The organism is Embleya sp. NPDC005575 (genome assembly GCF_040605455.1).
Classification (GTDB): domain Bacteria; phylum Actinomycetota; class Actinomycetes; order Streptomycetales; family Streptomycetaceae; genus Embleya.
On the sequence record NZ_JBEXCV010000155.1, the window covers coordinates 1 to 20,253 of the forward strand.

General features: G+C 71.7%; 19 protein-coding genes and 2 pseudogenes. 10 read left to right on the plus strand and 11 right to left on the minus strand.

All coding sequences use genetic code 11. The features are described from left to right. A pseudogene (locus ABZS54_RS34680) lies at positions 1-186 on the minus strand (hypothetical protein); the annotation flags it as partial. Further along, the gene (locus tag ABZS54_RS34685; RefSeq protein ID WP_355545415.1) at positions 176-457 is read right to left on the minus strand and encodes a hypothetical protein; all 282 of its coding nucleotides are present in this window, start codon (positions 455-457) and stop codon (positions 176-178) included. The pseudogene ABZS54_RS34680 and the gene ABZS54_RS34685, both read right to left, overlap by 11 nt. 309 nt (positions 458-766) lie before the next feature. Between ABZS54_RS34685 and ABZS54_RS34690 the strand changes: the two genes are divergently transcribed. Further along, positions 767-1,447: a hypothetical protein gene (locus ABZS54_RS34690; RefSeq protein ID WP_355545418.1), complete on the plus strand. Its 681-nt coding sequence runs from the start codon at positions 767-769 to the stop codon at positions 1,445-1,447. Positions 1,448-1,461: 14 nt separating this feature from the next. Here the strand turns inward: ABZS54_RS34690 and ABZS54_RS34695 are convergent, their stop codons facing one another. The 4 genes from ABZS54_RS34695 to ABZS54_RS34710 all read right to left on the minus strand — a co-directional run bounded on the left by ABZS54_RS34695 (position 1,462) and on the right by ABZS54_RS34710 (position 5,090). Next, positions 1,462-1,929: a hypothetical protein gene (locus ABZS54_RS34695; RefSeq protein ID WP_355545421.1), complete on the minus strand. Its 468-nt coding sequence runs from the start codon at positions 1,927-1,929 to the stop codon at positions 1,462-1,464. Between the two features lie 67 nt (positions 1,930-1,996). Further along, positions 1,997-2,611: a pyridoxamine 5'-phosphate oxidase family protein gene (locus ABZS54_RS34700; RefSeq protein ID WP_355545424.1), complete on the minus strand. Its 615-nt coding sequence runs from the start codon at positions 2,609-2,611 to the stop codon at positions 1,997-1,999. Between the two features lie 147 nt (positions 2,612-2,758). Beyond that, positions 2,759-4,285, minus strand: a complete 1,527-nt coding sequence (locus ABZS54_RS34705) for a putative PEP-binding protein (protein ID WP_355545427.1) — start codon at positions 4,283-4,285, stop codon at positions 2,759-2,761. Between the two features lie 295 nt (positions 4,286-4,580). Further along, complete coding sequence (locus tag ABZS54_RS34710) at positions 4,581-5,090, minus strand: MarR family transcriptional regulator (RefSeq protein WP_355545430.1); 510 nt, start codon at positions 5,088-5,090, stop codon at positions 4,581-4,583. 213 nt (positions 5,091-5,303) lie between these two features. On the opposite strand from ABZS54_RS34710, the gene ABZS54_RS34715 reads away from it, so the two are divergent. Next, positions 5,304-6,065, plus strand: a complete 762-nt coding sequence (locus ABZS54_RS34715; protein WP_355545433.1) for an SDR family NAD(P)-dependent oxidoreductase — start codon at positions 5,304-5,306, stop codon at positions 6,063-6,065. 79 nt (positions 6,066-6,144) lie between these two features. Then, positions 6,145-7,446: a cytochrome P450 gene (locus ABZS54_RS34720; RefSeq protein WP_355545436.1), complete on the plus strand. Its 1,302-nt coding sequence runs from the start codon at positions 6,145-6,147 to the stop codon at positions 7,444-7,446. Here the strand turns inward: ABZS54_RS34720 and ABZS54_RS34725 are convergent. After that, positions 7,424-8,332 (minus strand): YidB family protein, encoded by a 909-nt coding sequence (locus ABZS54_RS34725; protein WP_355545439.1) that lies wholly within the window; start codon positions 8,330-8,332, stop codon positions 7,424-7,426. The two genes, ABZS54_RS34720 and ABZS54_RS34725, sit on opposite strands and share 23 nt — an antisense overlap. An 828-nt stretch (positions 8,333-9,160) precedes the next feature. Beyond that, the gene (locus ABZS54_RS34730) at positions 9,161-10,204 is read right to left on the minus strand and encodes an alcohol dehydrogenase catalytic domain-containing protein (RefSeq protein WP_355545441.1); all 1,044 of its coding nucleotides are present in this window, start codon (positions 10,202-10,204) and stop codon (positions 9,161-9,163) included. Between the two features lie 173 nt (positions 10,205-10,377). Between ABZS54_RS34730 and ABZS54_RS34735 the strand changes: the two genes are divergently transcribed. Continuing rightward, positions 10,378-11,109, plus strand: a complete 732-nt coding sequence (locus ABZS54_RS34735; RefSeq protein WP_355545444.1) for an acyltransferase — start codon at positions 10,378-10,380, stop codon at positions 11,107-11,109. 131 nt (positions 11,110-11,240) lie between these two features. Here ABZS54_RS34735 and surE read toward each other — a convergent pair whose 3' ends face one another. Further along, positions 11,241-12,194 carry a 5'/3'-nucleotidase SurE gene (gene surE, locus ABZS54_RS34740; protein ID WP_355545447.1) on the minus strand — a complete coding sequence of 318 codons (954 nt, stop codon included), beginning with the start codon at positions 12,192-12,194 and terminating at the stop codon, positions 11,241-11,243. Between the two features lie 403 nt (positions 12,195-12,597). Between surE and ABZS54_RS34745 the strand changes: the two genes are divergently transcribed. From ABZS54_RS34745 to ABZS54_RS34770, 6 genes are all read left to right on the plus strand, one after another. Next, the gene (locus ABZS54_RS34745; RefSeq protein ID WP_355545450.1) at positions 12,598-13,380 is read left to right on the plus strand and encodes an SDR family oxidoreductase; all 783 of its coding nucleotides are present in this window, start codon (positions 12,598-12,600) and stop codon (positions 13,378-13,380) included. Positions 13,381-13,529: 149 nt separating this feature from the next. After that, positions 13,530-14,309, plus strand: coding sequence for a beta-phosphoglucomutase family hydrolase (locus ABZS54_RS34750; protein ID WP_355545453.1), 780 nt, complete (start codon positions 13,530-13,532; stop codon positions 14,307-14,309). Further along, positions 14,306-16,690: a glycoside hydrolase family 65 protein gene (locus tag ABZS54_RS34755; RefSeq protein WP_355545457.1), complete on the plus strand. Its 2,385-nt coding sequence runs from the start codon at positions 14,306-14,308 to the stop codon at positions 16,688-16,690. The genes ABZS54_RS34750 and ABZS54_RS34755 overlap by 4 nt, the downstream gene beginning before the upstream one ends. Positions 16,691-16,830: 140 nt before the next feature. After that, positions 16,831-17,304, plus strand: a complete 474-nt coding sequence (locus ABZS54_RS34760; RefSeq protein WP_355545460.1) for a MerR family transcriptional regulator — start codon at positions 16,831-16,833, stop codon at positions 17,302-17,304. Further along, positions 17,301-17,648, plus strand: a complete 348-nt coding sequence (gene trxA / locus ABZS54_RS34765; protein WP_355545463.1) for a thioredoxin — start codon at positions 17,301-17,303, stop codon at positions 17,646-17,648. Before ABZS54_RS34760 ends, trxA begins: the two co-directional genes overlap by 4 nt. A gap of 9 nt (positions 17,649-17,657) precedes the next feature. Next, a complete protein-coding gene (locus ABZS54_RS34770; RefSeq protein WP_355545466.1) occupies positions 17,658-18,428 on the plus strand; it encodes an SAM-dependent chlorinase/fluorinase in 771 nt (256 codons plus the stop codon). Here the strand turns inward: ABZS54_RS34770 and ABZS54_RS34775 are convergent. Continuing rightward, positions 18,412-19,182, minus strand: a complete 771-nt coding sequence (locus ABZS54_RS34775) for a hypothetical protein (protein ID WP_355545469.1) — start codon at positions 19,180-19,182, stop codon at positions 18,412-18,414. The two genes, ABZS54_RS34770 and ABZS54_RS34775, sit on opposite strands and share 17 nt — an antisense overlap. 409 nt (positions 19,183-19,591) lie before the next feature. Further along, a pseudogene (locus ABZS54_RS34780) lies at positions 19,592-19,990 on the minus strand (GGDEF domain-containing protein); the annotation flags it as partial. Between the last annotated feature and the right edge of the window lie 263 nt (positions 19,991-20,253).

Below are 20,253 nucleotides of genomic sequence, written 5' to 3' on the forward strand. Positions count from 1 at the left end.
GTTTTCCTTGCTGTTTGACGCTGATTCAGTCGACGCCGGGCTGCCGGAGCCGGCCCGGGCCGGCGCGACCTCGACGTCGAGCAGGGCTCGCAGGTGTGCCGCGTCGCTCGTGGCCGCCTCGACGGCGGTCCCGGCCCGGACCGGCTCCGGCAGCCCGGCGTCGACTGAATCAGCGTCAAACAGCAAGGAAAACGGTCTCCTGCTCGCCCTGGATGTACACGTCGAAGCGGTAGGAGCCCGATTCCTCCCACACCGCGATCAGCGTCTCATGCCGAGTCGGCGGAACCAGCGCGAAGAGCGGGTCCGCGTGGCGGTCGTCCTGGGGGAGTACACGCGCGGGACCGCCCGGCGCAGCAGGCCGCGCGCGAACACCGACATGGCCGGGTACGGGTTCCGCGTCGCCGCTCGGCGCGCCGGGCCGCACGGTGGTGAACGCGTACCTCCCGAGCCGGTCCACCGCCGCCCGGCCCCATCCGGTGAACGTGTCGCCGTCGCGCGCGAACGAACCCTGCGCGCGCGGGAATCGGCCCGCCCAACGTCCATGCTCCTGTGGTGGCGGCGGTGTCCGTGTTCCTCCCGCACACGGTGCCCGGTCGCCTCCCGTCGCAGTGCCGTTCGCATTCCGCTCAGCGGCAGCCGGTGAGCCGGGGCGCTCGGATCGGGTCGGGATTTTTGCCCGACCGCGACCCCCGGGCCCGGGTCGCACCGTTAATCTCTGATCCCCCTGCCGCAACCGCGGTGGTGGCTCCACGGGGAGGCGACGCACATGGCGGTCCGCAAGGCAACGATGCAACGGCAGATCGCGGAGGCGGTGACCGCGGCCAATCCGGGCGATCAGCCGCTCGCCACGATGTTCGTCGTCCGCGGCCCGAATCCAATGCTCTTCGCGTTGTTCGGCGGGATCGGCGCATTGATCGGGGCGTCGATGTCCGACTACTACTTCTTCACCGTCACCCAGCAGGGGGTGATGTTCCACAAGGCGAGTGCACTCTCCAGCAGGCCCAAGGAGGTCGCCTACGCACTGACGCACGCCCAGGCCGGCGGATTGCTCTCCGAGCTGAAGATCAACAAGACCTGGAGCCGGATGCACTTCTGGTTCCCTGGCAAGGACCGCCCCGCCAAACTCAACTTCCCCCGTCCGTGGCGCGCCGAGGGCGAATGGATCTTCCGCTTCCTCATCGACGCACACGCCGCCTCCGGCGCCCAACAGCAGCCCTACGGCGGCCAGGTGCCCAACCAGTACGCCCCGCAGCCACCGCAGGCTCCGAACCAGTACCCCGGCCAGGCCCCGCAGGTTCCGAACCAGTACCCCGGCCAGGCTCCGCAGACCCCACCGGCCCCGAACCAGTACCCTGCCGGACCCCCGCAGCCCCCCGCCGGCTACCCGGCCCAAACCCCGAACCCGTACACGCAGTACCCCCAACAGGGCGGCCCGCACACCGGCTGACCCGGCCCGCCCGCTCAAGGCTCCAGCAGCGCCCATCGACTCGGTGAGCGCAGCATCTCGGCGACGAACAGGCCATAGTCGAAGTGCTCCTCCTCGACCATGGGCGTGAAGTCGAACTCGTACCACCACGGCTCGATCCGGTAGCCGAGGTCGAGGAGTTCGACCCCGTTGGCGTCGATCCGCAACCGGCGCCCGGGAGTGTTCGGTCCGCGATCGTCAACGCGTTGCCAGTGCGGTCGCAGACACGGCACGACCCGGATCCGCCGGCGGGCGACCTGAAGCCAGGCGGCGCCGCGGTGCCGGTACAGCGCGACCGGGATCCCGGAGAGCTCGCCGAAGTGCCCGACGCAGCGCGGGCTCCTCGCCCCGGCCGCGCGCTGGTCGAGCACGGTGCCCAGTCCCGACTCGGGGCGGTAGCGGACGATATGGCCGCCCCGATGGAAGTAGTGGCACGTGATCACGGTCTCGATCGCCTCGGTCACCGTCGCCCCCGGCTCGGTCGCACGAACCCGCTCCGCGTGGCACGGTATCCGCCAAGCGGTCGAGCGGTCACGCGGACCACATACCCGGCTCCGGGCCGGTCCGCGGGGCGGGCACGGGCCGGCGCCGGCCGCGCAGGGGCAGCGGCAGGGGGACGGCGGGGAGGCCGTCGATGCCGGCCACGTTGTAGGGCTTGCTCGCGGTGTACTCGACGAACTCCGCGTCGGTTTTGCGGGACATGAACTCGTCGTGCAGCGTGCGCTCCTCGCGGTAGTCCATGAACGGGACCGCGTAGCCGCAGGTGTCGCTGATCAGCGTCGCGCGCACCACCACGACCGCCCGCAGCCCGCCCGAGTCCGCCTCGCCGAACCGCGCCACCAGGTCGGGAAAGCGCGGGTCGTCGCGGAAGACCGCCTCGCCGACCCCGTGCACCCGGACGATCTTCGGCGGGCCCTCGAACGCGCACCACATCAGCGTAATCCGGCCGTTCTCCCGCAGGTGCGCGATGGTCTCGGCATGGCTGCCGCCGAAATCCGGATAGGCCACCGTGGTGTCGTCCAGCACGGCGAGCGTGCCGGAGCGCCCCTTGGGTGACACATTGACGTGCCCGTCCTCGGCGAGCGGCGCGCCGGCCACGAAGAAGACCGGTTGGGCCTCGATGAACTTGCGCAGGCGGCCGTCCAAGTGCGTATACGTCTTTCACATGTCCGCATTATCCGAGCCGGCCCCGATCGACCCCATCGAATTGTCCGATGATCTCCACGGACACCGCGCCCGACCTCGGACGCCGACCGGCCCACCCCGCCCCGCTTCCGTCCACGGCGGCGCGCGTCAGTACGCCCGCACCGCCGCCCGCACCCGCGACAGCGCGGTCGGCGCCACCGACACCGCGTCACAGCCGAGCCGGACCAGATGCGGCAGCACCGCCGGATCCGCCGCCGCGTCCCCGCACAGCGACACCGCGCGACCGCGCGCGTGCCCGGCCCGGATGGTCTGCGCGATGGCGTCCAACACTCGCGGGTCGGCCGCCGAGGCGGGGGTCAGCCGCGGGTCGTCCCGACTCAGCCCGAGCAGCCGGGAGGTCAGGTCGTTGGTGCCCAGTGACAGGAAGTCGGCGTGCTCGGCGAGGTCGTCCACCTGGTCGAGCACCTGGGGCAGTTCCACCATCGCGCCCAGCGGCGGCGGGGCCAGGCCCAACTCCGCGCAGGCGGCGGCGAGCAGGCCCCGGACATGCTTGATCCGCCGCGGATGGTCGACCATCGGCAACAACAGCGCGACCTCCACGCCCGTCTCGGCCGCCGCGCGCATGATCCCGCGCAACTGCGCGGTCAGCGCGTCCGATCCGGGCAGCGCGATGCGCCGGTCGCGCAGGAAGGGTGGTCGTTTGTCGCCGGTGAAGTCCAGGGTGCGCACCACGACCGGCCCCGGCGGCAGCGCGGCCAACACCGGTGCCAGCACGGCCACTTGACGCTCTTCATCCGGCCAGTCCGACTCCTCGGCCAGGAACGGCAGTTCGGTACGCAACAGGCCGACCCCCTCGGAGCCCGCCTCGGCTGCCGCGAGCGCGTCCGAGACGGTGGCCACGTTCGCCCGGACCCGGATGCGCCGCCCGTCCCGGGTCATCGCCTGCCCCGCGCCGCCACCGGGCACCCGCCGAGGCGCCGGGATCGTACGCACTCGCGCGCCCGCGTTGGCCTCGACCGTGCCGGCCTCGCCGTCCACCAGGATCAGGTCCTCGGCCAGGTCGGCCAGCGCCGCCACCGGGATGCCCAGGACCAGCGGTATCCCCAACGACCGGGCCACGATCGCCAGATGCCCGGTCGGTCCACCCCGCTCGGAGACCGCCGCCGCCGGCTGCGGACCGCGCAGCAGGTCCATCGCCGCCAGTTCCGCGCCGACCAACACCGCCGGTGCCCCGCCCGGGAGTTGCCCGCCGGTCGGGTCCTCGCCGCGCAGCAGCGCCTCGGCCTGCCGGCCCACGTCGCGCACGTCCACCGCACGCTCGGCGATCAGTTCGTCGTCGAAGCCAGCCAGCAGGTCGGCGAAGTCGTGTACGGCCGCGGCCAGCGCGTCGATCGGTGCCAGGCCCGCCGCGAGGTGTCGCGCTGCGCCGTCGCGCAGTTCGCGGTCCCGTGCGATCAGGGCGGCGAACTCGACGATGTCCGCCTCCGCCGATCGTCCGCGGGTGCGCAGCGCGCCGGCCAGGTCGTCCATGTGCCGGGCCACGGTGTCCAGCGCCTCCGGGACATCGGCCGGCGCCGCCGGAGTCACCACGCCGCCCGCGCCGACCCGGGCCACCACGAGCCGGCCGACCGCGGAACCCGGTGCGGCCCCGGTGCCGCGCAATATGGCGCTCATGCGATCCGGGCGCGGTCGTGGCCGACCCAGTGCAGCTCTCCCACGGTGCGTCCCCTTCTTCCCACTTCGTCCAACCGCCGCACGTCGGCGCGCGCCGGTGGGCGCGCAGGTGCCGCGACCGGGTAACGGTTGCCGGCACGACACGGGTTCGACCCGGAGCAAGACAACCGCCCGGTCCCGCGACACAGTCTGGTGGACACACGGACCGTGTCCAGCCCGGTCGCATGCAAAGGGGCGGACGAGGATGAGGACGGTGGGACGCCCGGAAGGGCAAGGGGTGGACGCGGACCCGGACTCAGCCCGGCTCGTCGGCCTCGCGATAGCGGACCGCGGACAGGTCGTCGACGAAGCGGCCCATCAGCGTGCCGAGCGTGGCGAGGTCGTCGTCCGTCCAGCCGGACAGCGCCTCCTCGAAGTGCCGGTCGCGCACCCGGCGCAGCCGCCGGACCACACCTCGACCCTTGGGGGTCAGTCCCACCCGGGTGATCCGACCGTCGCGCGCGTCGGTGGTCCGGGTGACCAGTTCGTCCGTCTCCAGCTTGCGCAACTCCCGGCTGACCAGCGACATGTCCATCCGGGCCAGCTTGGCCAGGTCGCCGATGGCCAGCCCGCCGCCGCCCGCCTGCAATCGGGTCAGCAGCACCACCGCAGGCTGCGAGACCTGTGCCCGCGAGGCGCTGGTGAGTTCGCCGTGCACGCGACGGCTCTGCTGGAGTCGGATCAGGCGTTCGAGCGCGGTCTGGACGTGATGCCGCGACTCGTGTCGTTCCGAGGAAGGAGCGGGCGACTCGGCTGACGGGGGCACTGGACGAGTCCTCCGGAGGGGAAGCAACGCCATACGGTTTCGTATGGCGGAGGCGGGCGTTCCACAGTCTAGGTGCGCATCCCGACCCACAGAAGGTAATTGATGGAGTCCAGCATTGACACGTGTAGAGGCCGGTGGTTGGCTGCGCGCGTCAAGATCGACGCCGTGCGCCCGCGTCGCCGTCGAGCTCATCGATCACCCCGGGGGACCCGCGTGTTCGCACTCGACGGCAGGTCGGCAATGGTCACCGGCGCGGGCCAGGGCGTCGGCGCGGGCATCGCCCGCCTGCTCGCCGCGCAGGGTGCGATCGTGGCGGTGAACGACCTCGACCCCGAGCGCGCCGAACACACCTGCGCCGAGATCCGCGCCGCCGGCGGCCGTGCGTTCACCACCGTGTTCGACGTGACCGACCCGCAGGCCGCGCTCTTGGCCGTGCGCACCTTCGAACGCGCCGTCGCGCCGATCGACATCCTGGTCAACAACGCGGGCAACGGCGGCGCCGAGGGATTTCGCCCGACCAGGTTCCGCCAAAGTGTGCCCGAGGACTGGCAACGCTTCGCCGACGTCAACCTGTTCGGCGTGATGGCCTGCACGAAGGCGGTGCTGGACGGGATGTGTGCGCGCCGCTTCGGGCGGGTGATCACCATCGCGTCGGCCGCGGGCGTCAGCGGCCAGTCGTTCGGCATCTCGCTGTACGGGGCCGCGAAGGGCGGCGCCATCGCGTTCATGCGCCACCTCGCGATGGAGAGCGCCCGCGACGGCGTCACCGCGAACACAGTCGCGCTGGGCCTGATGGACCCCCGTCCCAGCGGCCGCGACCTCGCGCACACCGCCGAACAGGCCAAACACATCCCGGTCGGTCGGCTCGGCACCCCCCAGGACGCGGGCGCGACCTGCGTCTTTCTCGCCTCCGACGAGGCCGCGTGGATCACCGGCCAGACCATCCAGGTCAACGGCGGCGCGATCACCACCTGAGAGCGCTGGATCGGCGAACGCATGTGTGCTGCACTGATACCGAACCCGCGAGTAACAACGCGCGATCGGAGTGACCGGCATGACGGCCGAGGCGGCTGGACCGAGCACCACCGACCCCAATCCCCGGACCTGGCCGGCGCAGGTCCCGCTCGCCGACCTGGATTTCTGGTCGGGCCCGCAGGCCGCCCGCGAGGCGGGCTTCGCGCATCTGCGCGAGACGTGGCCGATGCCGTACTACCCGGAGCCGGAGAGCCCGCTGGAGCCCGGTCCCGGCTTCTGGGCGCTGACCCGGCACGCGGACGTCGCGGAGGCCACCCGTCGACCCGAGGACTTCTGTTCGGGCCGCGGCGCGACCCACATTCCCGATTTCCCGCCGGGGTTCGGTGAGTTCTTCGGCTCCATGATCGAAATGGACGACCCACGGCACCAGCGGCTGCGCCGAATCGTCGCCCGCACGTTCACGCCCAGGATGATCAAGAAATTCTCGGACGACGTGGACCGCACCGCCAAGACCATCGTCGACGAGGTGGCCGAGCGTGGCTCGTGCGATTTCGTCACCGACGTCGCGGCCCGGCTCCCACTCCGGGTCATCTGCGACATGATGGGCATACCGGAGAAGGATCACCGCTTCGTCTTCGACCGCTCGAACGTGATCCTCGGCGTCGCGGACCCGGAGTACGTGCCCCAGGAGGGCGGCGGCCACATCGAGGCACTGCTCACCGCGGGTGCCGAACTCGCCGAACTGGTGAAGGGTCTGGCCGAGTTCCGACGCGGTACGCCGATTGAGGACGTCACCTCGGCCCTGGTGAACGCGGAGATCGATGGAGAGAGCCTGACCACGGACGAACTCGCCTCGTTCTTCATCCTGTTGCTGGCCGCAGGCAACGAGACCACTCGCAACGCCATCTCGCACGGCCTGTGGCTGCTGACCGATAATCCGGACCAACGCCGGCTCTGGCTCTCGGACTTCGAGCGGTACGCACCGACCGCCGTGGAGGAGATCGTCCGGCTCGCGTCCCCCGTGGTGTGGATGCGGCGCACCACCACCCGGGACACCGACCTGAACGGCAAGCGGGTGCGCGACGGCGACAAGCTGCTGCTGTTCTACTGGTCGGCGAACCGGGACGACGCGGTGTTCGCCGACCCCGGGCGCTTCGACGTCACCCGCGACCCGAACCCGCACGTCGGCTTCGGCGCACGCGGCCCACACTTCTGCCTCGGCGCGCACCTGGCTCGCCGCGAGATCACGCTGCTGTTCCGGGAGTTGCTGGCCCGGTTGCCGGACATCCGGAGGGTCGGCGAGCCACAGCGGCTGCGCTCGAGTTTCATCAACGGCATCAAACACATGGACTGCGAGTTCACCCCGACCCCTCGGGCTTGACCTCAGGCTTCGACTCGGTGTGAGCGCCGGGGGCGGGTTTTGGGGCGGCGCCAGGCTTCGGGGCGGCGGCGGGGGCAGGCTTTGGGGCGGCGCCAGGTTTCGGGGCTGCGGCGGGGGCAGGCTTCGGGGCGGCGGCGGGCTTCGGGGCAGCGTCGGGAGCGGCCTTCGGGCCGGGGCCAGGCTTCGGGGCGGCAGCGGGGGCGGGCTTCGGGACGGCGCCGGGCCCCGGCTTCGGGCGGCCATCGGGCTTCGGGGCGGCGTCGGGGGCGGGCTTCGAACGCACGCCGGGCTTTCGGGCGGCGTCGGGAGCGGACTTCGCTTCGGCGTCGGACGCCGTTTCCGGCGTGGGCGCGGTTTCGGAGTCCGGCGCGGGGGCGGCTGCCGCCTCGGCTTCGGTCGCCGCGTCGCCCGTGGCCCGGGTCACCCGCAACTCCCCACCCGGGGCGGTCGCGGGAGCCGTCGTCGAGGCCGCCGTCGGGTCGACCAGCGCGTCGATCTGTTCGGCGGCCGGCACCTCGCCCTCGGGCGTCACCGCATCCACCACCCGCGGCAGAGTCGCCGCCAAGGCCGCGGCGGTCTCCTCCTTGGTCATCTGGGCCTGGCCGGCGAGGCGGATCATCTCGTCCTCACCGAGCGCATCGGTGAGTTCCTTACCGCTCACCGGCTGATTGCGACCGGTCTCCACCCAGGACTTGGTCTGCTCACCCAGGCCACCCGCCTGGAGCTTGTACAACAGCGCACCCAGCCCGCCGGAGTCGCCCTGCTTGGTCAGCATGCCCAGCAGCACCCGCACCAGGCCTTGGTCACCGCTGCCGCCCCGTCCACCGAGAAGCCCGCCCAGAAGGCCGCCGAGTCCACCGGGAAGGTTCATTCCGCCGTCGCTCATCCGTCTTCTCCCTGCGCAGGTCGCCATATCCGGCTCTCATAGTGGGGTAAATAGGACATTTCTTCGTGACGGCGCGTCGGCAGTACGCCCATCGGGCGACGAAGCCACCCCTTCCCGACAGGTCGGCAGCGCGGACCGGAACGAACATCGAAGGACCAGCCCCCACCGACCGCCCACGCCCGGCCATGACAACGTGCCCGCCGATCGCTCGACGGAAAGGCGGACAAAACACGGATAAGATCGCCAGGGCCCCAGGGCCGAGGGCACCTCCCGCGGCCGGCCGCTTGACGGAAGGGCTGACGGCGAGCGGGGCAACCGGCAGGGCCACAAAAACCGGGAAGCCTCCCGCAGCCGGATGCCTGTCCGCTCTGCGGCCACGTGCCGGTCGCTCCGCGCCGGGACGCACGTCCGCTACGCGGCCGAACCCCCGCCCGTCCGGCCCACCAGCGCCCAACCGCAACGGCCCACCGGCGGCACCGCCAACCACCCCAACGCCGCACCTTGTGCCTCACGCACCACGGGCGCGGCGCCCGGAGCCGTCGGCCGGCCGACGGCCGCGGAGCGGACGAGCAACCGGCCCCGTAGGGGACGAGCACCCCGGCGCGGAGCGATCGGGCGACAGGCGCGGGCACCGGAGCAACCGCCCGCCAACCCGACACGGCGCCCACCCCGACCCGGCCTCGGCCGCGGAGCGGACGTGTGCCTCGCCACGAAGCAAGCGGCCCACGAATCCGACGCAGCGCCCACCCCGGCCCAGCCGCGAAGCGGACGAGCACTCCGACGCGGCGCCCACCCCGGCCCCGGAGCGGGCGCCCCGCCGTTTCCGGGTCAGTGGGTCGGGTCGAACAGGACCTTGAGGCAGCCGTCCGTGCGGTCGGCGAAGGTGCGGTATCCGTTCGCCGCCTCGGTGAGCGGCAGGCGGTGGGTGAACACGTCGACCGGGACGAGTCGGCCGTGCCGGATCAGCGGGATCAGGGTCGGCCACGTGGATGCCACCGGCGCCGTGCTGAAGCGCAGCGTGACGTTGCGGATGATCAGCAGCGGAACCGCGAGCGGGAACGCGAAGTTCGCATCGACGCCGACCACCGAAACGGTGCGCGACGTGCGTACCGAGGCGATCGCCGCAGCCAGCGTCGCGTCCTGCCCGACGGCCTCGATCACCGCGTCCGCACCCCGGCCACCGGTGGCCGCCATGACCTGCTGGACCAGGTCGCCCGCGCTCGCGTCGATCGGCTCCGCCCCCAGCCGCTCGGCCATCGCGAGTCGCGCCGGTACCCGGTCCGCCGCCAGGATCCGGCCCGCGCCGAGCACCTGGGCCGCCTGGAGGGCGTACAGGCCGACCGGCCCGAGCCCGATCACCAGCACCGTCGCGCCCGGCGTGATGTCGGCCCGGGTCGCCGCCGTCCAGCCGGTCGGCAACGCGTCGGTGAGCAGCACCGCGTGGTCCACCGCGACGTCCTCCGGCACCGGGAGCAGCCATGCGTCGGCGGCCGGGATCGCCACCGCCTCGGCATGCCCGCCGGGCAGCCCGAGGTCGCCGCCGAGCACCCGCATGCCGCCACCGACGCAGTCGATCGGGTTGCCCACCCGGCAGCCCGCACACCGCCCGCAGCCGAGCACGGGCGACACCAGCACCCGGTCACCCACCGCGATTTGGCCCACCTCGGCGCCGGTCTCGATCACCGTGCCCACCACCTCGTGCCCCGGCCGCAGCCCGGCGGCCGGGAACTCGCCCTCGTAGAAGTGCAGGTCCGAGCCACACACCGCACTTGCCTCGACCCGCACGATCGCCCCGTCCGGACCGGTGAGCACCGGGTCCGCGACCGTCTCCACGCTCACGTCCCGGGTTCCGTTGATGATGACGGCACGCATGTCCACTCCCCTGGCTGGTTCGCTCACCCGATACCGGAAACACCGGCCCGGCAGGCAGTAACACTGTTACAGAAGCCGTCGGATGCCAACCCCCGACCGGCCCGGATCGGCCCGGCGTGACGTTCGTCCCACGTCCCGCCGACCCTCGCGCGAGCGTCGGTAACGTGATCTCCATGTCGCTGTCGCAAGCCCTGCGCGGGCACGCCCGGGGTGCCCTCTCGCGCGCCGCGCACCGAGGCTGGCGTGCGCTGCAACGCGCCGCCTCGATCACCGCGGAGCAGCCCGGCCCGTACCGCTTCCGGGAGTTGGGCGCGCGCAGCAAGCTCGCCTTCCCGGTCGGCTCGGTCTTCGGCGAGCAGTGGATCACGGTGGGCGCCGGCTGCATCATCGGCGAGCACGTCACACTGTCCGCCGGGCTGGCGCCGGGACACGATCTGGGCAAGGCGGCGGTGGTCACCATCGGCGACCGGTGCACGATCGGGCGCGGCAGTCACATCGTCGGACACCGCTCGATCACCATCGCGGACGACGTGTGGACCGGGCCGTACATCTACATCACCGATCAAAACCACAGCTACGCCGACCCGGATCGACCGATCGGCACCCAGTGGCCCATCAACGACACCGTGGAGATCGGTCCGGGCAGTTGGATCGGCGCGGGCGCGATCATCCTGCCCGGCGCCAAACTCGGCCGGAACGTGGTGGTCGGCGCCGGCTCGGTGGTTCGCGGTACGGTCCCCGACCACTGCGTGGTGGCGGGCGTGCCCGCGAAAGTGGTCCGCCGGCGCACCGAGTCCGGCTGGGACCCGCCGCTGCGGCACACCCCCACGCCGCTCCCGGACGGGATCACCCACGAGGAACTGGTCGCCCTGCTCACCGAGCACGAAGCCTCCGACGGCCAGTAGGACCCGCCTTCGAACCCCCGCCGCACCTCGCGCCGGGGTTCCACGTGAAACCCCCGGCCGGGCCCGGTGCGGCGATCCGCCGAATCCGGGCGGGGCCGCCCGAAGCCGGCCCCGCCCGGGTCAGCGCGAGGTCACGCCTTCAGGCCGGACAGCCGCAGTTGCACGCCCACCGCGTCCAACATGCGCGGCTGCTGTCCCCACTGCCAACCCGGCACCGTCCAGTCCGCGTCCAGCATCGAGATCGACACCGACCCCCGGGCGATCGCCGTGGTGTCCGCGTTGCGCACCGGTTCGGTCACCCCCGAGGCCAAGCCCAGGTTGAGCTTGTAGCACGTATCGCAGGACGGGTCCTTGACATAGCTCACGGCCAGCGCGTCGGCCTCGCCCACGTTGGTCGTCTCCACCCGGCCGGTCGGCTTGGCCGGGTAGTTCACGTTGAGCGTGGTGTGCACGGGCAGCACCGGCCCGGTCCGCTTCGCGGTGGCCGCGAGGCGGTCCACCAACCGGGTCGCGAACGCCGTCGCCTGGGCCATCTGCGGGAACGGATTGCGCGGATCGGCGGTGCTGTACTCGGCGCTGAACGCGACCGCCGGGATGCCCTTCTCCGCGGCCGTGATCGAGGCGCCGACCGTGCCCGAGTGGTTCGTGGTCGCACCGATGTTCTGGCCCGGGTTGATGCCGGTGACCACCAGGTCGGGCTTCTTGTTCCGGAACACGTTCGCGAGGGCGAAAGAGACCGAGTCGGCGGGGGTGCCCTCGACCGACCAGATGCCCGGCTCGACCTCGGCGGCCTTGACGATCGACCCGGGTGTCGCGTTGATCCCGGTGCCCTTGCCGGATTGGTCGGTGGCGGGCGCGACGATCACCGCGTCGTGGCCGACCGCCTTGAGCGCCCGCTGCAGTGCGCGGATGAACGGCCCCTGCTGGCCGTCGTCGTTGCTGATCAGGATGCTGAGCCTGCGCGGTGCCTGGCCGCCGCGCGCGTCGTCGCTCGCCACGGCAGCGGGCGCGCTCGCCGCGAGCAGTGCGGCTGCGGTAGCGCCGGCCGCGAGGGTGAACCCGTGTTTCCTGCCGAAAATGGCCATCTCGTCCTCCGTAGGCAAGAAGGTCCGCACGCCCGAGGAACGTCGCGCCGTGGGGCTCGACGACTCGGGTCTCGTGCGTGAAGCGGAACCGGCTGCGCGAAACCCGTTACCGACCCGACCGGGACGGTCGAGTGAAATTCGGGTCGAACAACGTGTACGGAGGGGTGAATCGGACGGAATGCACCCTGCGATTCGACACGTGTCAGCCGGCGGATAGCGAAAATAGGGTCATCGGTCGGACATTGCAATGGGTGGAGCCGGGTGGTTCGTCCGGATGCGCGCTCCGGCGCCGCGCCGCCCCGCTCCGTCCCCCGGGTCTGGCCAAAGCCTTTGCCCCGAACGTAATCTGACGGATCATCAGCCGGGCCGACCGGCTCGGCCGGGACGAGTGGGCGGAGCTGCGATGATCCTGGACGGCAAAACCGTGATCGTCTCGGGCGTGGGCCCGGGTCTCGGCCGTCGGGTGGCCCTGGCCGCCGCACGTGACGGCGCCAACGTGGTGCTCGGCTCGCGGACCGAGGCCAACCTGGTCAAGGTCGCCGAGGAGGTCGACCCCACCGGCAAGCGGGTCGCCTGGGCGGTGACCGACATCACCGAGCACGAGACCTGCCGGGCCCTGGTCGACCTCGCCGTGGAGCGCTTCGGCGCGGTGGACGGATTGGTCAACTGCGCGGCGCTGGACACCGTGTTCGGCGGCTTGGAGGCGACCGACTTCGCCGAGCTGCGCCGGGTGGTCGAGGTCAACCTGGTCGGCAGCCTGGCGATGACCAAGGCCGCGCTGCCCGCGCTCAAGGCCGGCGGCGGTGCGGTGGTCTTCATCGCCGCCCAGTCCCAGTTGGTCCCGCCGCCACAGGCTCCGCAGATGGCCTATGCCGCCTCCAAGGGCGGGCTCACCTCCGCCACTTACGCCCTCGCCCACGAATTGGGTCCGCACCGGATCCGGGTCAACTCGGTGACTCCGGGCTGGAAGTGGGGACCGCTGGTGGAGGCCTTCGTGAACTACCAGGCGCAGGCCTCGGGGGTGCCGGCCGCGGAGGTCCTCGCCGGCCTCGTGGCGCCGATGGCCCTGCCCGAAATGGCCACCGACGCCGACGTGGCCGAGGCCGTCGTCTTCTTCCTCTCGGACCGTGCCAAGGCCATCACCGGCCAGATGCTTCTGGTCAATGCGGGCCATGTGGTCCGGTAGCCGCCCCACGCGCGCCACCTCTGGGATTCAACCTCATTTCGGTCAAAACGTGCTCAAGCACCACACGTGACACGCCATCTCGTCCCAGGTGTCATCCGAAAAGATCACCGCACGGATAACCAGCCCACATCGGGGGCAGTAAACCCGCCATGTTGGGGCTGCCGAACACCATCCACGCGCTTCTCTTCGACCTCGACGGGGTCTTGACCCAGACCGCCAAGGTGCACGGCGTCGCCTGGAAGGAGATGTTCGACCACTACCTGCGCGAACGCGACGGCGCCGACTTCACCCCGTTCGATCCCAGACGCGACTACGACACGTATGTGGACGGCAAACCCCGCATGGACGGCACCCGCTCCTTCCTGGAGTCGCGCGGCATCGAACTGCCCGTGGGCGACGAGGGCGACCCGCCCGGGACGTTCACCTTGCACGGGCTGAGCAACGCCAAGAACGACCTGGTGTTGCGGCTGATCCACGACCGGGGCGTGGAGGTCTACCCCGGCTCGGTGCGCTACGTGCACGCCGCGCGGGCGGCGAAGCTGCCCTGCGCCGTGGTGTCCTCCAGCGCGAACTGCCGGGACGTGTTGCGCGCGGCGGGCATCGACGACCTGTTCGAGGCAATCGTGGACGGCGTGGTGGCAAAACGCGACGGCCTGTCGGGCAAGCCCGCGCCGGACACCTTCCTGGCCGGCGCGAAGGCCCTGGGTGTCGCCCCCGCGCACGCGGCCGTGTTCGAGGACGCGTTGGCCGGCGTCGCGGCCGGCCGGGCCGGTGACTTCGGCCACGTGGTCGGCGTGGACCGGGTCGGTCAGGCCGCGGAGTTGCGCAAGCACGGCGCGGATATGGTCGTGGCGGATCTCGACGAACTCCTCGACGCCGCGCCCGGCGACGCGGCCGGCGAGCGGACCTCGGCGGAGGGCACGGCATGAACACCGGACACCCCTACACGGTCGAGCCGTGGGGGATCACCGAACAGACCCTGGACCTGGACCACCTGCCCCAGTCCGAGTCGGTGTTCGCGCTCTCCAACGGCCACATCGGCCTGCGCGCCAACCTCGACGAGGGCGAGCCGCACGGCCTGCCCGGCACCTACCTCAACGGCGTCTTCGAACTGCGCCCGCTGCCGTACGCCGAGGCCGGATACGGCTACCCCGAGTCGGGCCAGAGCGTCATCAACGTCACCAACGGCAAGATCATCCGACTCCTGGTCGACGACGAGCCGTTCGACCTGCGCTACGGCCAGACCCAGGACCACGAGCGCTCGATCGACTTCCGCGAAGGCGTCCTGCACCGCCGCGCGCTGTGGACCTCGCCGGCCGGCCGCACCGTCCGGGTCACCTCCAAGCGCTTGGTATCGCTCACCCAGCGCTCGATCGCCGCGATCGAGTACGAGATCGAACCGATAGACGGCCCGGCTCGGATCGTGCTCCAGTCGGAGCTGGTCACCAACGAGGAGCTGCCGCTGCCGAACGCCGACCCGCGCGCCGCCGCCGTGCTGGAGGCGCCGCTGCGCCCCGAGGAGCACACGCACAACGGCAGCAAGGCGATCCTGGTGCACCGCACCGAGCACAGCGCGCTGCGCGTCGCGGTCGGCATGGACCACGAGGTCGAGGGCCCCGAGAGCATGTACGTGGAGGCTGAGAGCTCCGCCGACCTGGCCCGGTTCAGCGTGACCACGGTGCTCGACCGCGGGCAGAAGCTGCGGATCGTGAAGTACATCGCGTACGGCTGGTCCTCCACCCGCTCACTGCCCGCGCTGCGCGACCAGGTCGCCGCCGCGCTGACCGCCGCGCGATACACCGGCTGGCACGGCCTGGTCGACGAGCAGCGTGGCTACCTCAAGCAGTTCTGGGACAACTCCGACATCGAGGTCGAGGGCGACGTCGAGCTGCAACAGGCCGTGCGGTTCGCGATGTTCCACGTGCTCCAGGCGGGCGCCCGAGCCGAGGAGCGGGCCATCCCGGCGAAGGGACTGACCGGACCCGGATACGACGGGCACTGCTTCTGGGACACCGAGGTGTTCGTGCTGCCGGTGCTCACGTACGGGCTGCCGCACGCGGTCGCGCAGGCGCTGCGCTGGCGACACTCGACGCTGCCGCTGGCCCGTGAGCGCGCCGCGCAACTGGGGCTCAAGGGCGCGCTGTTCCCGTGGCGGACGATCCGCGGCGAGGAGTGCTCGGGCTATTGGCCGGCCGGCACCGCGGCGTTCCACATCGGCGCGGACATCGCGGTCGCCGTGGCGCGCTACGTGCAGGCCACCGGCGACCGGGACTTCGAGCGCGACTTCGGCCTGGAGATCCTGGTCGAGACGGCACGGATGTGGCGCTCGCTCGGCCACCACGACGCGGCGGGCCTGTTCCGGATCAACGGCGTGACCGGCCCGGACGAGTACAGCGCGCTCGCCGACAACAACGTGTTCACCAACCTGATGGCGCAGTCCAACCTGCTGGCCGCGGCCGACGCGGTGGCGCGCCACCCGCACGAGGCCCGCGCGCTGGAGGTGAACACCGAGGAGACCGCGAGCTGGCGCGACGCGGCGAACGCGATGTACATCCCCTATGACGAGGACCTGGGTGTGCACCCGCAGGCCGACGGCTTCACCAAGCATCGGATCTGGGACTTCGAGAACACCCCGCCGGACCACTATCCGCTGATGCTGCACTACCCGTACTTCGACATCTACCGCAAACAGGTGGTCAAGCAGGCCGACCTTGTACTGGCCATGCAGGTGCGCGGGGACGCGTTCACCGACGAGCAGAAGCGCCGCAACTTCGACTACTACGAGACGCTGACCGTGCGCGACTCGTCCCTGTCGGCCTGCACGCAGGCGGTCATGGCGGCCGAGGTCGGCCACCTCGAACTGGCCCTGGACTACACCGCCGAAGCCGCCCTGATGGACCTGCACGACCTGGCCAAGAACACCAAGGACGGCCTGCACATGGCCTCCCTCGCGGGCACCTGCGTGGCGCTGGTCGCGGGCTTCGGCGGGCTGCGCGACCACGGCGAGTGCATGTCGTTCAAGCCGCGCCTGCCGGTCGGCCTGACCGGCCTGGCGTTCTCGATGTCGGTGCGCGGCGCCCGGCTGCGGGTGGAGACCACCCACGAGCAGACCACGTACACGCTGCGCGAGGGCGACGAGCTGCCATTCCTGCACCACGGCGAGCAGCACGTACTGATCCCGGGCAAGCCGATAACCCTGGACATCCCGCCGCTCACCCGGGACACCCCGCCCGGCCAGCCCACCGGCCGCGCCCCGGTGCGGCGCCAGAGTGCCCCCGACACCCACCCCACGGGCCCGAGCCCGAGCTGATCGACCCGCCGCACCCGCCGGCCGAGCCCGTGTGCCCGGCCGGCGAACACCGGCGACCGTCGGTGACCGCCCACGCGCGGGCCGGTGCCGCCCCGACGCCCCTGGCCTTCACGTCAACGTCAAGGTCTACCGTTTCGGACATGCGCATCGGAGAACTTGCGGAGCGCGCGGGGACCAGCACCCGAACCCTGCGCTACTACGAGGAACGCGGTCTGCTGTCCGCTCGGCGCAACAGCAGCGGGTACCGCGACTACGACGAGGACGATGCCCGACTGGTCCGCGAGATCCGCGCGCTCCTGGGCATCGGCTTCGATCTGGAGGAGACCCGTCCGTTCGTGGAGTGCCTGCGCGCCGGGCACGACGCGGGCGACGAGTGCCCCGCGTCGGTCGCGGTCTACCGACGCAAGCTCGCCGAGCTCGATGCGTGCATCGACCGCATGCAGGGCATCCGGGCCCATCTGGTCGCCCAACTCGACCAGACCGAACGCGCGCACGCCGCGGGGGAGCACGCCGACCGGCCCGCGACACCGGCCACCTGGGCCGCCTCGGTCCTGCCCGACCCGCCGGAGCCCCGCTGCGCGCTGACCGGCCCGCTCACCAAGGAGTCCCGATGACCAAGAACGTCCACGACGCCACCGACGCCGACTTCGACGCCGCCGTGCTGCGCGCCGACCGCCCGACCCTGGTCGAGTTCACCGCCCAATGGTGCGGTCCGTGTCGCCAGATGGAGCCGGTGCTGGAGCAGATCGCGATCGAGGAGCCGGGCCTGGCGGTGGCCAAGCTCGACGTCGACCGCAACCCGGGCACCGCCGCCCGCTACGGCGTGTTGTCCATGCCGACCTTCATGGTCTTTCGCGACGGCGAGCCGGTACGGCAGTTCGTCGGCGCCCGGCCCAAGCGCCGGATCCTGGCCGAACTCGCCGACGTGCTCGGGGAGAACGCGGCCGTCACCGGGTAGCTTCCGGGAATGGCCACTTCCCGCCGGATCACCTTCACCACCGACTACGGGCTCGCCGACGGCTTCGTGGCCGCGTGCCACGGCGTGATCGCCGGCCTCGCGCCCGCCGTACCGGTCGTGGACGTAAGCCACCTGGTGCCGCCCGGCGACGTGCGGCGCGGCGCACTGGTGCTGGCCCAGACCGTGCCGTGGTTTCCGGCGGGCAGCGTGCACATCGCGGTGGTCGACCCCGGAGTGGGCACCACGCGGCGGGCGATCGTGCTGCGCGCGGGCGGCCACCTGCTGGTCGGGCCGGACAACGGCCTGCTTCCGTGGGCCGCGCACGCGTTGGGCGGCATCGAGGAGATCCGCGAGATCACCAACCCCGCGCTCACCCTGGCGAAGGTCTCCCGGACCTTCCACGGCCGGGACGTGTTCGCGCCGGTCGCCGCCCATCTCGCGCTCGGCACGCCGCTCGCCGAGGTCGGTCCGCCCGCGAGCGACCCCGTCGAGCCGCCCGATCCGGCGCCCGGCGAGGTGCTCGCGGTCGACCACTTCGGCAACGTGCAACTCGCGCTGGCGGTAACGGACTTCGCCGGCGTCGACCTGCTGCGGGTCGAGGTGGGTGAACGCACGTACCGGGTTCCCCTGCGCCACACCTTCGGCGAGGTGCCCGCCGGGGAACTCGTCGGGTACGAGGACTCCGCCGGTCTGCTGGCCATCTCGGTCAACGGCGGCGACGCGGGCCGCCTGCTGGGCGTGCGGGCCGGGGACCCGGTCCGGGTCAGTCCTTCTTGTTGAAGTCCGGCTTCTGGTCGGACAACCAGATCTGGTCCAGCGCGACCTTGCACTTGTCGCCGGCGGCGCAGGTGAGGGCGACCTCGTTGGCACCGTCGACCAGGGTCACGTTGTTCCAGGTGCCGGTAACGCTGTTCGCCGTGCCCCAGGACTTGAGGTTCGACTTCTTCTTCGAGTCGGTCCCGTTGACCAGGATCGACAGGCTCTGGTTGTCGTCCTTGGGCCCGGCGTTGACGTAGCGCACCGCCAGGTAATACGTACCGGCCTTGGGCGCGGTCAGCTTCACCGTCACGGTCGAACCGGGCGCCTGCATGTCGACCATGCCGCTGCCGGTCGAGTTGGGCACCCCCGCCACCGCCACCGCGCCACCGCTGGGCGAGGCGTCCTCCGCCTCCTGCACCGCGAACTTGCCCCCGGGAGCCGTCGAGGGCGCCGAGGACGGCGGCGCCGTCTGCGACGGGGCAGCGGTGGTTCGACCCGCACCGGGCGTGGTCGGCGACGCCTTCTTGTCCTTGTCGTCGTTGCCCTGCATCAGAAACACGCCGGCGATCACCGCGATCACGAGCACGATCGCCACCGCCGCACCGATCACCGCGCCCCGCCCACCGCCGCCACTGCCGCCACCGCGTGGCGGGGACTGCGGGGGCGGCTGTGCGCCACCGTGTTCGTGCTGCGCCGGGATCGCCGCCTGAGGCTGCGTGTGTGCGGGGGGCTGCGCGTAATTCATCTGCCCGACCTGCACGTATTGCGGCATCATGCGATTGGCGGAAGAACCGTACGCACCGGTCGTCCCTGTCCCCTCGGCCGCTTCCTCACCCGGCGCCGGCCGATAGAGGTACCCGTACGGGTCTTCAGGTTCACCGTTGGTACCCGCCGTCATCGGGTAGTCCTCCCTACGCTCGCCAGGCCAAGCTTGGTCAATACCAGGCATCACACTAACGGGCGACGGGCGGGGCAAGTGGCGTTGTCCGCGTGACGGGACTGTCACGAAAAGGCCCTACTGACGCGTATGGCCGCGGGCGCGCACCCGCCCGCGGCCCGTGCGCGCCCTCGGCGCCCGACCCGAACCATCCATCCATTCGGTGACCGGATTCACCCGGGACGCCCAACACATCCACCACCGTGGGAGGCGTGCCAGGGCCGATCGCGGCAGCCGTGTCGCGCGCTCAACCCGCCCGACGCTGGGCCCGGTCGCGGCGCCGCTTGTTCGCGTACATGTGTTCGTCCGCGATCCGCAGCAGGTCCTCGGGCTCGGCGGCCTCCTCCGCCCAGCCGATCCCGAAGCTCGCGCCCTCCAGCGGCACCGCCAGACCCTCGGCCGGGATCGGCACGGACAGCGCGCGGCGCAGCCGCACCGCCATCTCCTCCGCCTCCTCGCGCCCTATCCCGTCGGCGAGCACGACGAACTCGTCGCCACCGAGCCGGGCCACCGTGTCGCCCTCGCGCACCGCGGCGGTGAGCCGCTCGGCGACCGCCTTGAGGACCACGTCGCCGATGTGGTGACCGAAGTTGTCGTTGATGTGCTTGAACCCGTCCAGGTCGCAGAACAGCAGCGCGACGCCGCGGCGCTCGGCGGCGGGCGGCTCGTCCACGACCACGACCGCACCCTCGGGGATGCTCAGGATCGCGCCGGCGGGCACCGCCCACTCGTCCGCGTACGGCTCGCGCACCTCGCCGACCGGCCCGACCGACCCGACCGACCCGACCGACCCGACCGGCCCGACCGCTCCGGCCTCTCCCGCCGACGCCGTGCACTTACGACACGATGCCCCTGCCGATCGAGGCGGTCGACGGCCACCCGATCGTCTGCAAGAACCGCGCGTGCAAG

Coding starts and splice junctions, on each gene's coding strand:
- ABZS54_RS34755 (WP_355545457.1), top strand. CDS start 14,306: ATGAACACCGGACACCCCTACACGGTCGAGCCGTGGGGGATCACCGAA.
- ABZS54_RS34720 (WP_355545436.1), top strand. CDS start 6,145: ATGACGGCCGAGGCGGCTGGACCGAGCACCACCGACCCCAATCCCCGG.
- surE (WP_355545447.1), bottom strand. CDS start 12,194: ATGGCCATTTTCGGCAGGAAACACGGGTTCACCCTCGCGGCCGGCGCT.
- ABZS54_RS34770 (WP_355545466.1), top strand. CDS start 17,658: ATGGCCACTTCCCGCCGGATCACCTTCACCACCGACTACGGGCTCGCC.
- ABZS54_RS34745 (WP_355545450.1), top strand. CDS start 12,598: ATGATCCTGGACGGCAAAACCGTGATCGTCTCGGGCGTGGGCCCGGGT.
- ABZS54_RS34725 (WP_355545439.1), bottom strand. CDS start 8,332: ATGAGCGACGGCGGAATGAACCTTCCCGGTGGACTCGGCGGCCTTCTG.
- ABZS54_RS34760 (WP_355545460.1), top strand. CDS start 16,831: ATGCGCATCGGAGAACTTGCGGAGCGCGCGGGGACCAGCACCCGAACC.
- trxA (WP_355545463.1), top strand. CDS start 17,301: ATGACCAAGAACGTCCACGACGCCACCGACGCCGACTTCGACGCCGCC.
- ABZS54_RS34730 (WP_355545441.1), bottom strand. CDS start 10,204: ATGCGTGCCGTCATCATCAACGGAACCCGGGACGTGAGCGTGGAGACG.
- ABZS54_RS34690 (WP_355545418.1), top strand. CDS start 767: ATGGCGGTCCGCAAGGCAACGATGCAACGGCAGATCGCGGAGGCGGTG.
- ABZS54_RS34750 (WP_355545453.1), top strand. CDS start 13,530: ATGTTGGGGCTGCCGAACACCATCCACGCGCTTCTCTTCGACCTCGAC.
- ABZS54_RS34735 (WP_355545444.1), top strand. CDS start 10,378: ATGTCGCTGTCGCAAGCCCTGCGCGGGCACGCCCGGGGTGCCCTCTCG.
- ABZS54_RS34705 (WP_355545427.1), bottom strand. CDS start 4,285: ATGAGCGCCATATTGCGCGGCACCGGGGCCGCACCGGGTTCCGCGGTC.
- ABZS54_RS34775 (WP_355545469.1), bottom strand. CDS start 19,182: ATGATGCCGCAATACGTGCAGGTCGGGCAGATGAATTACGCGCAGCCC.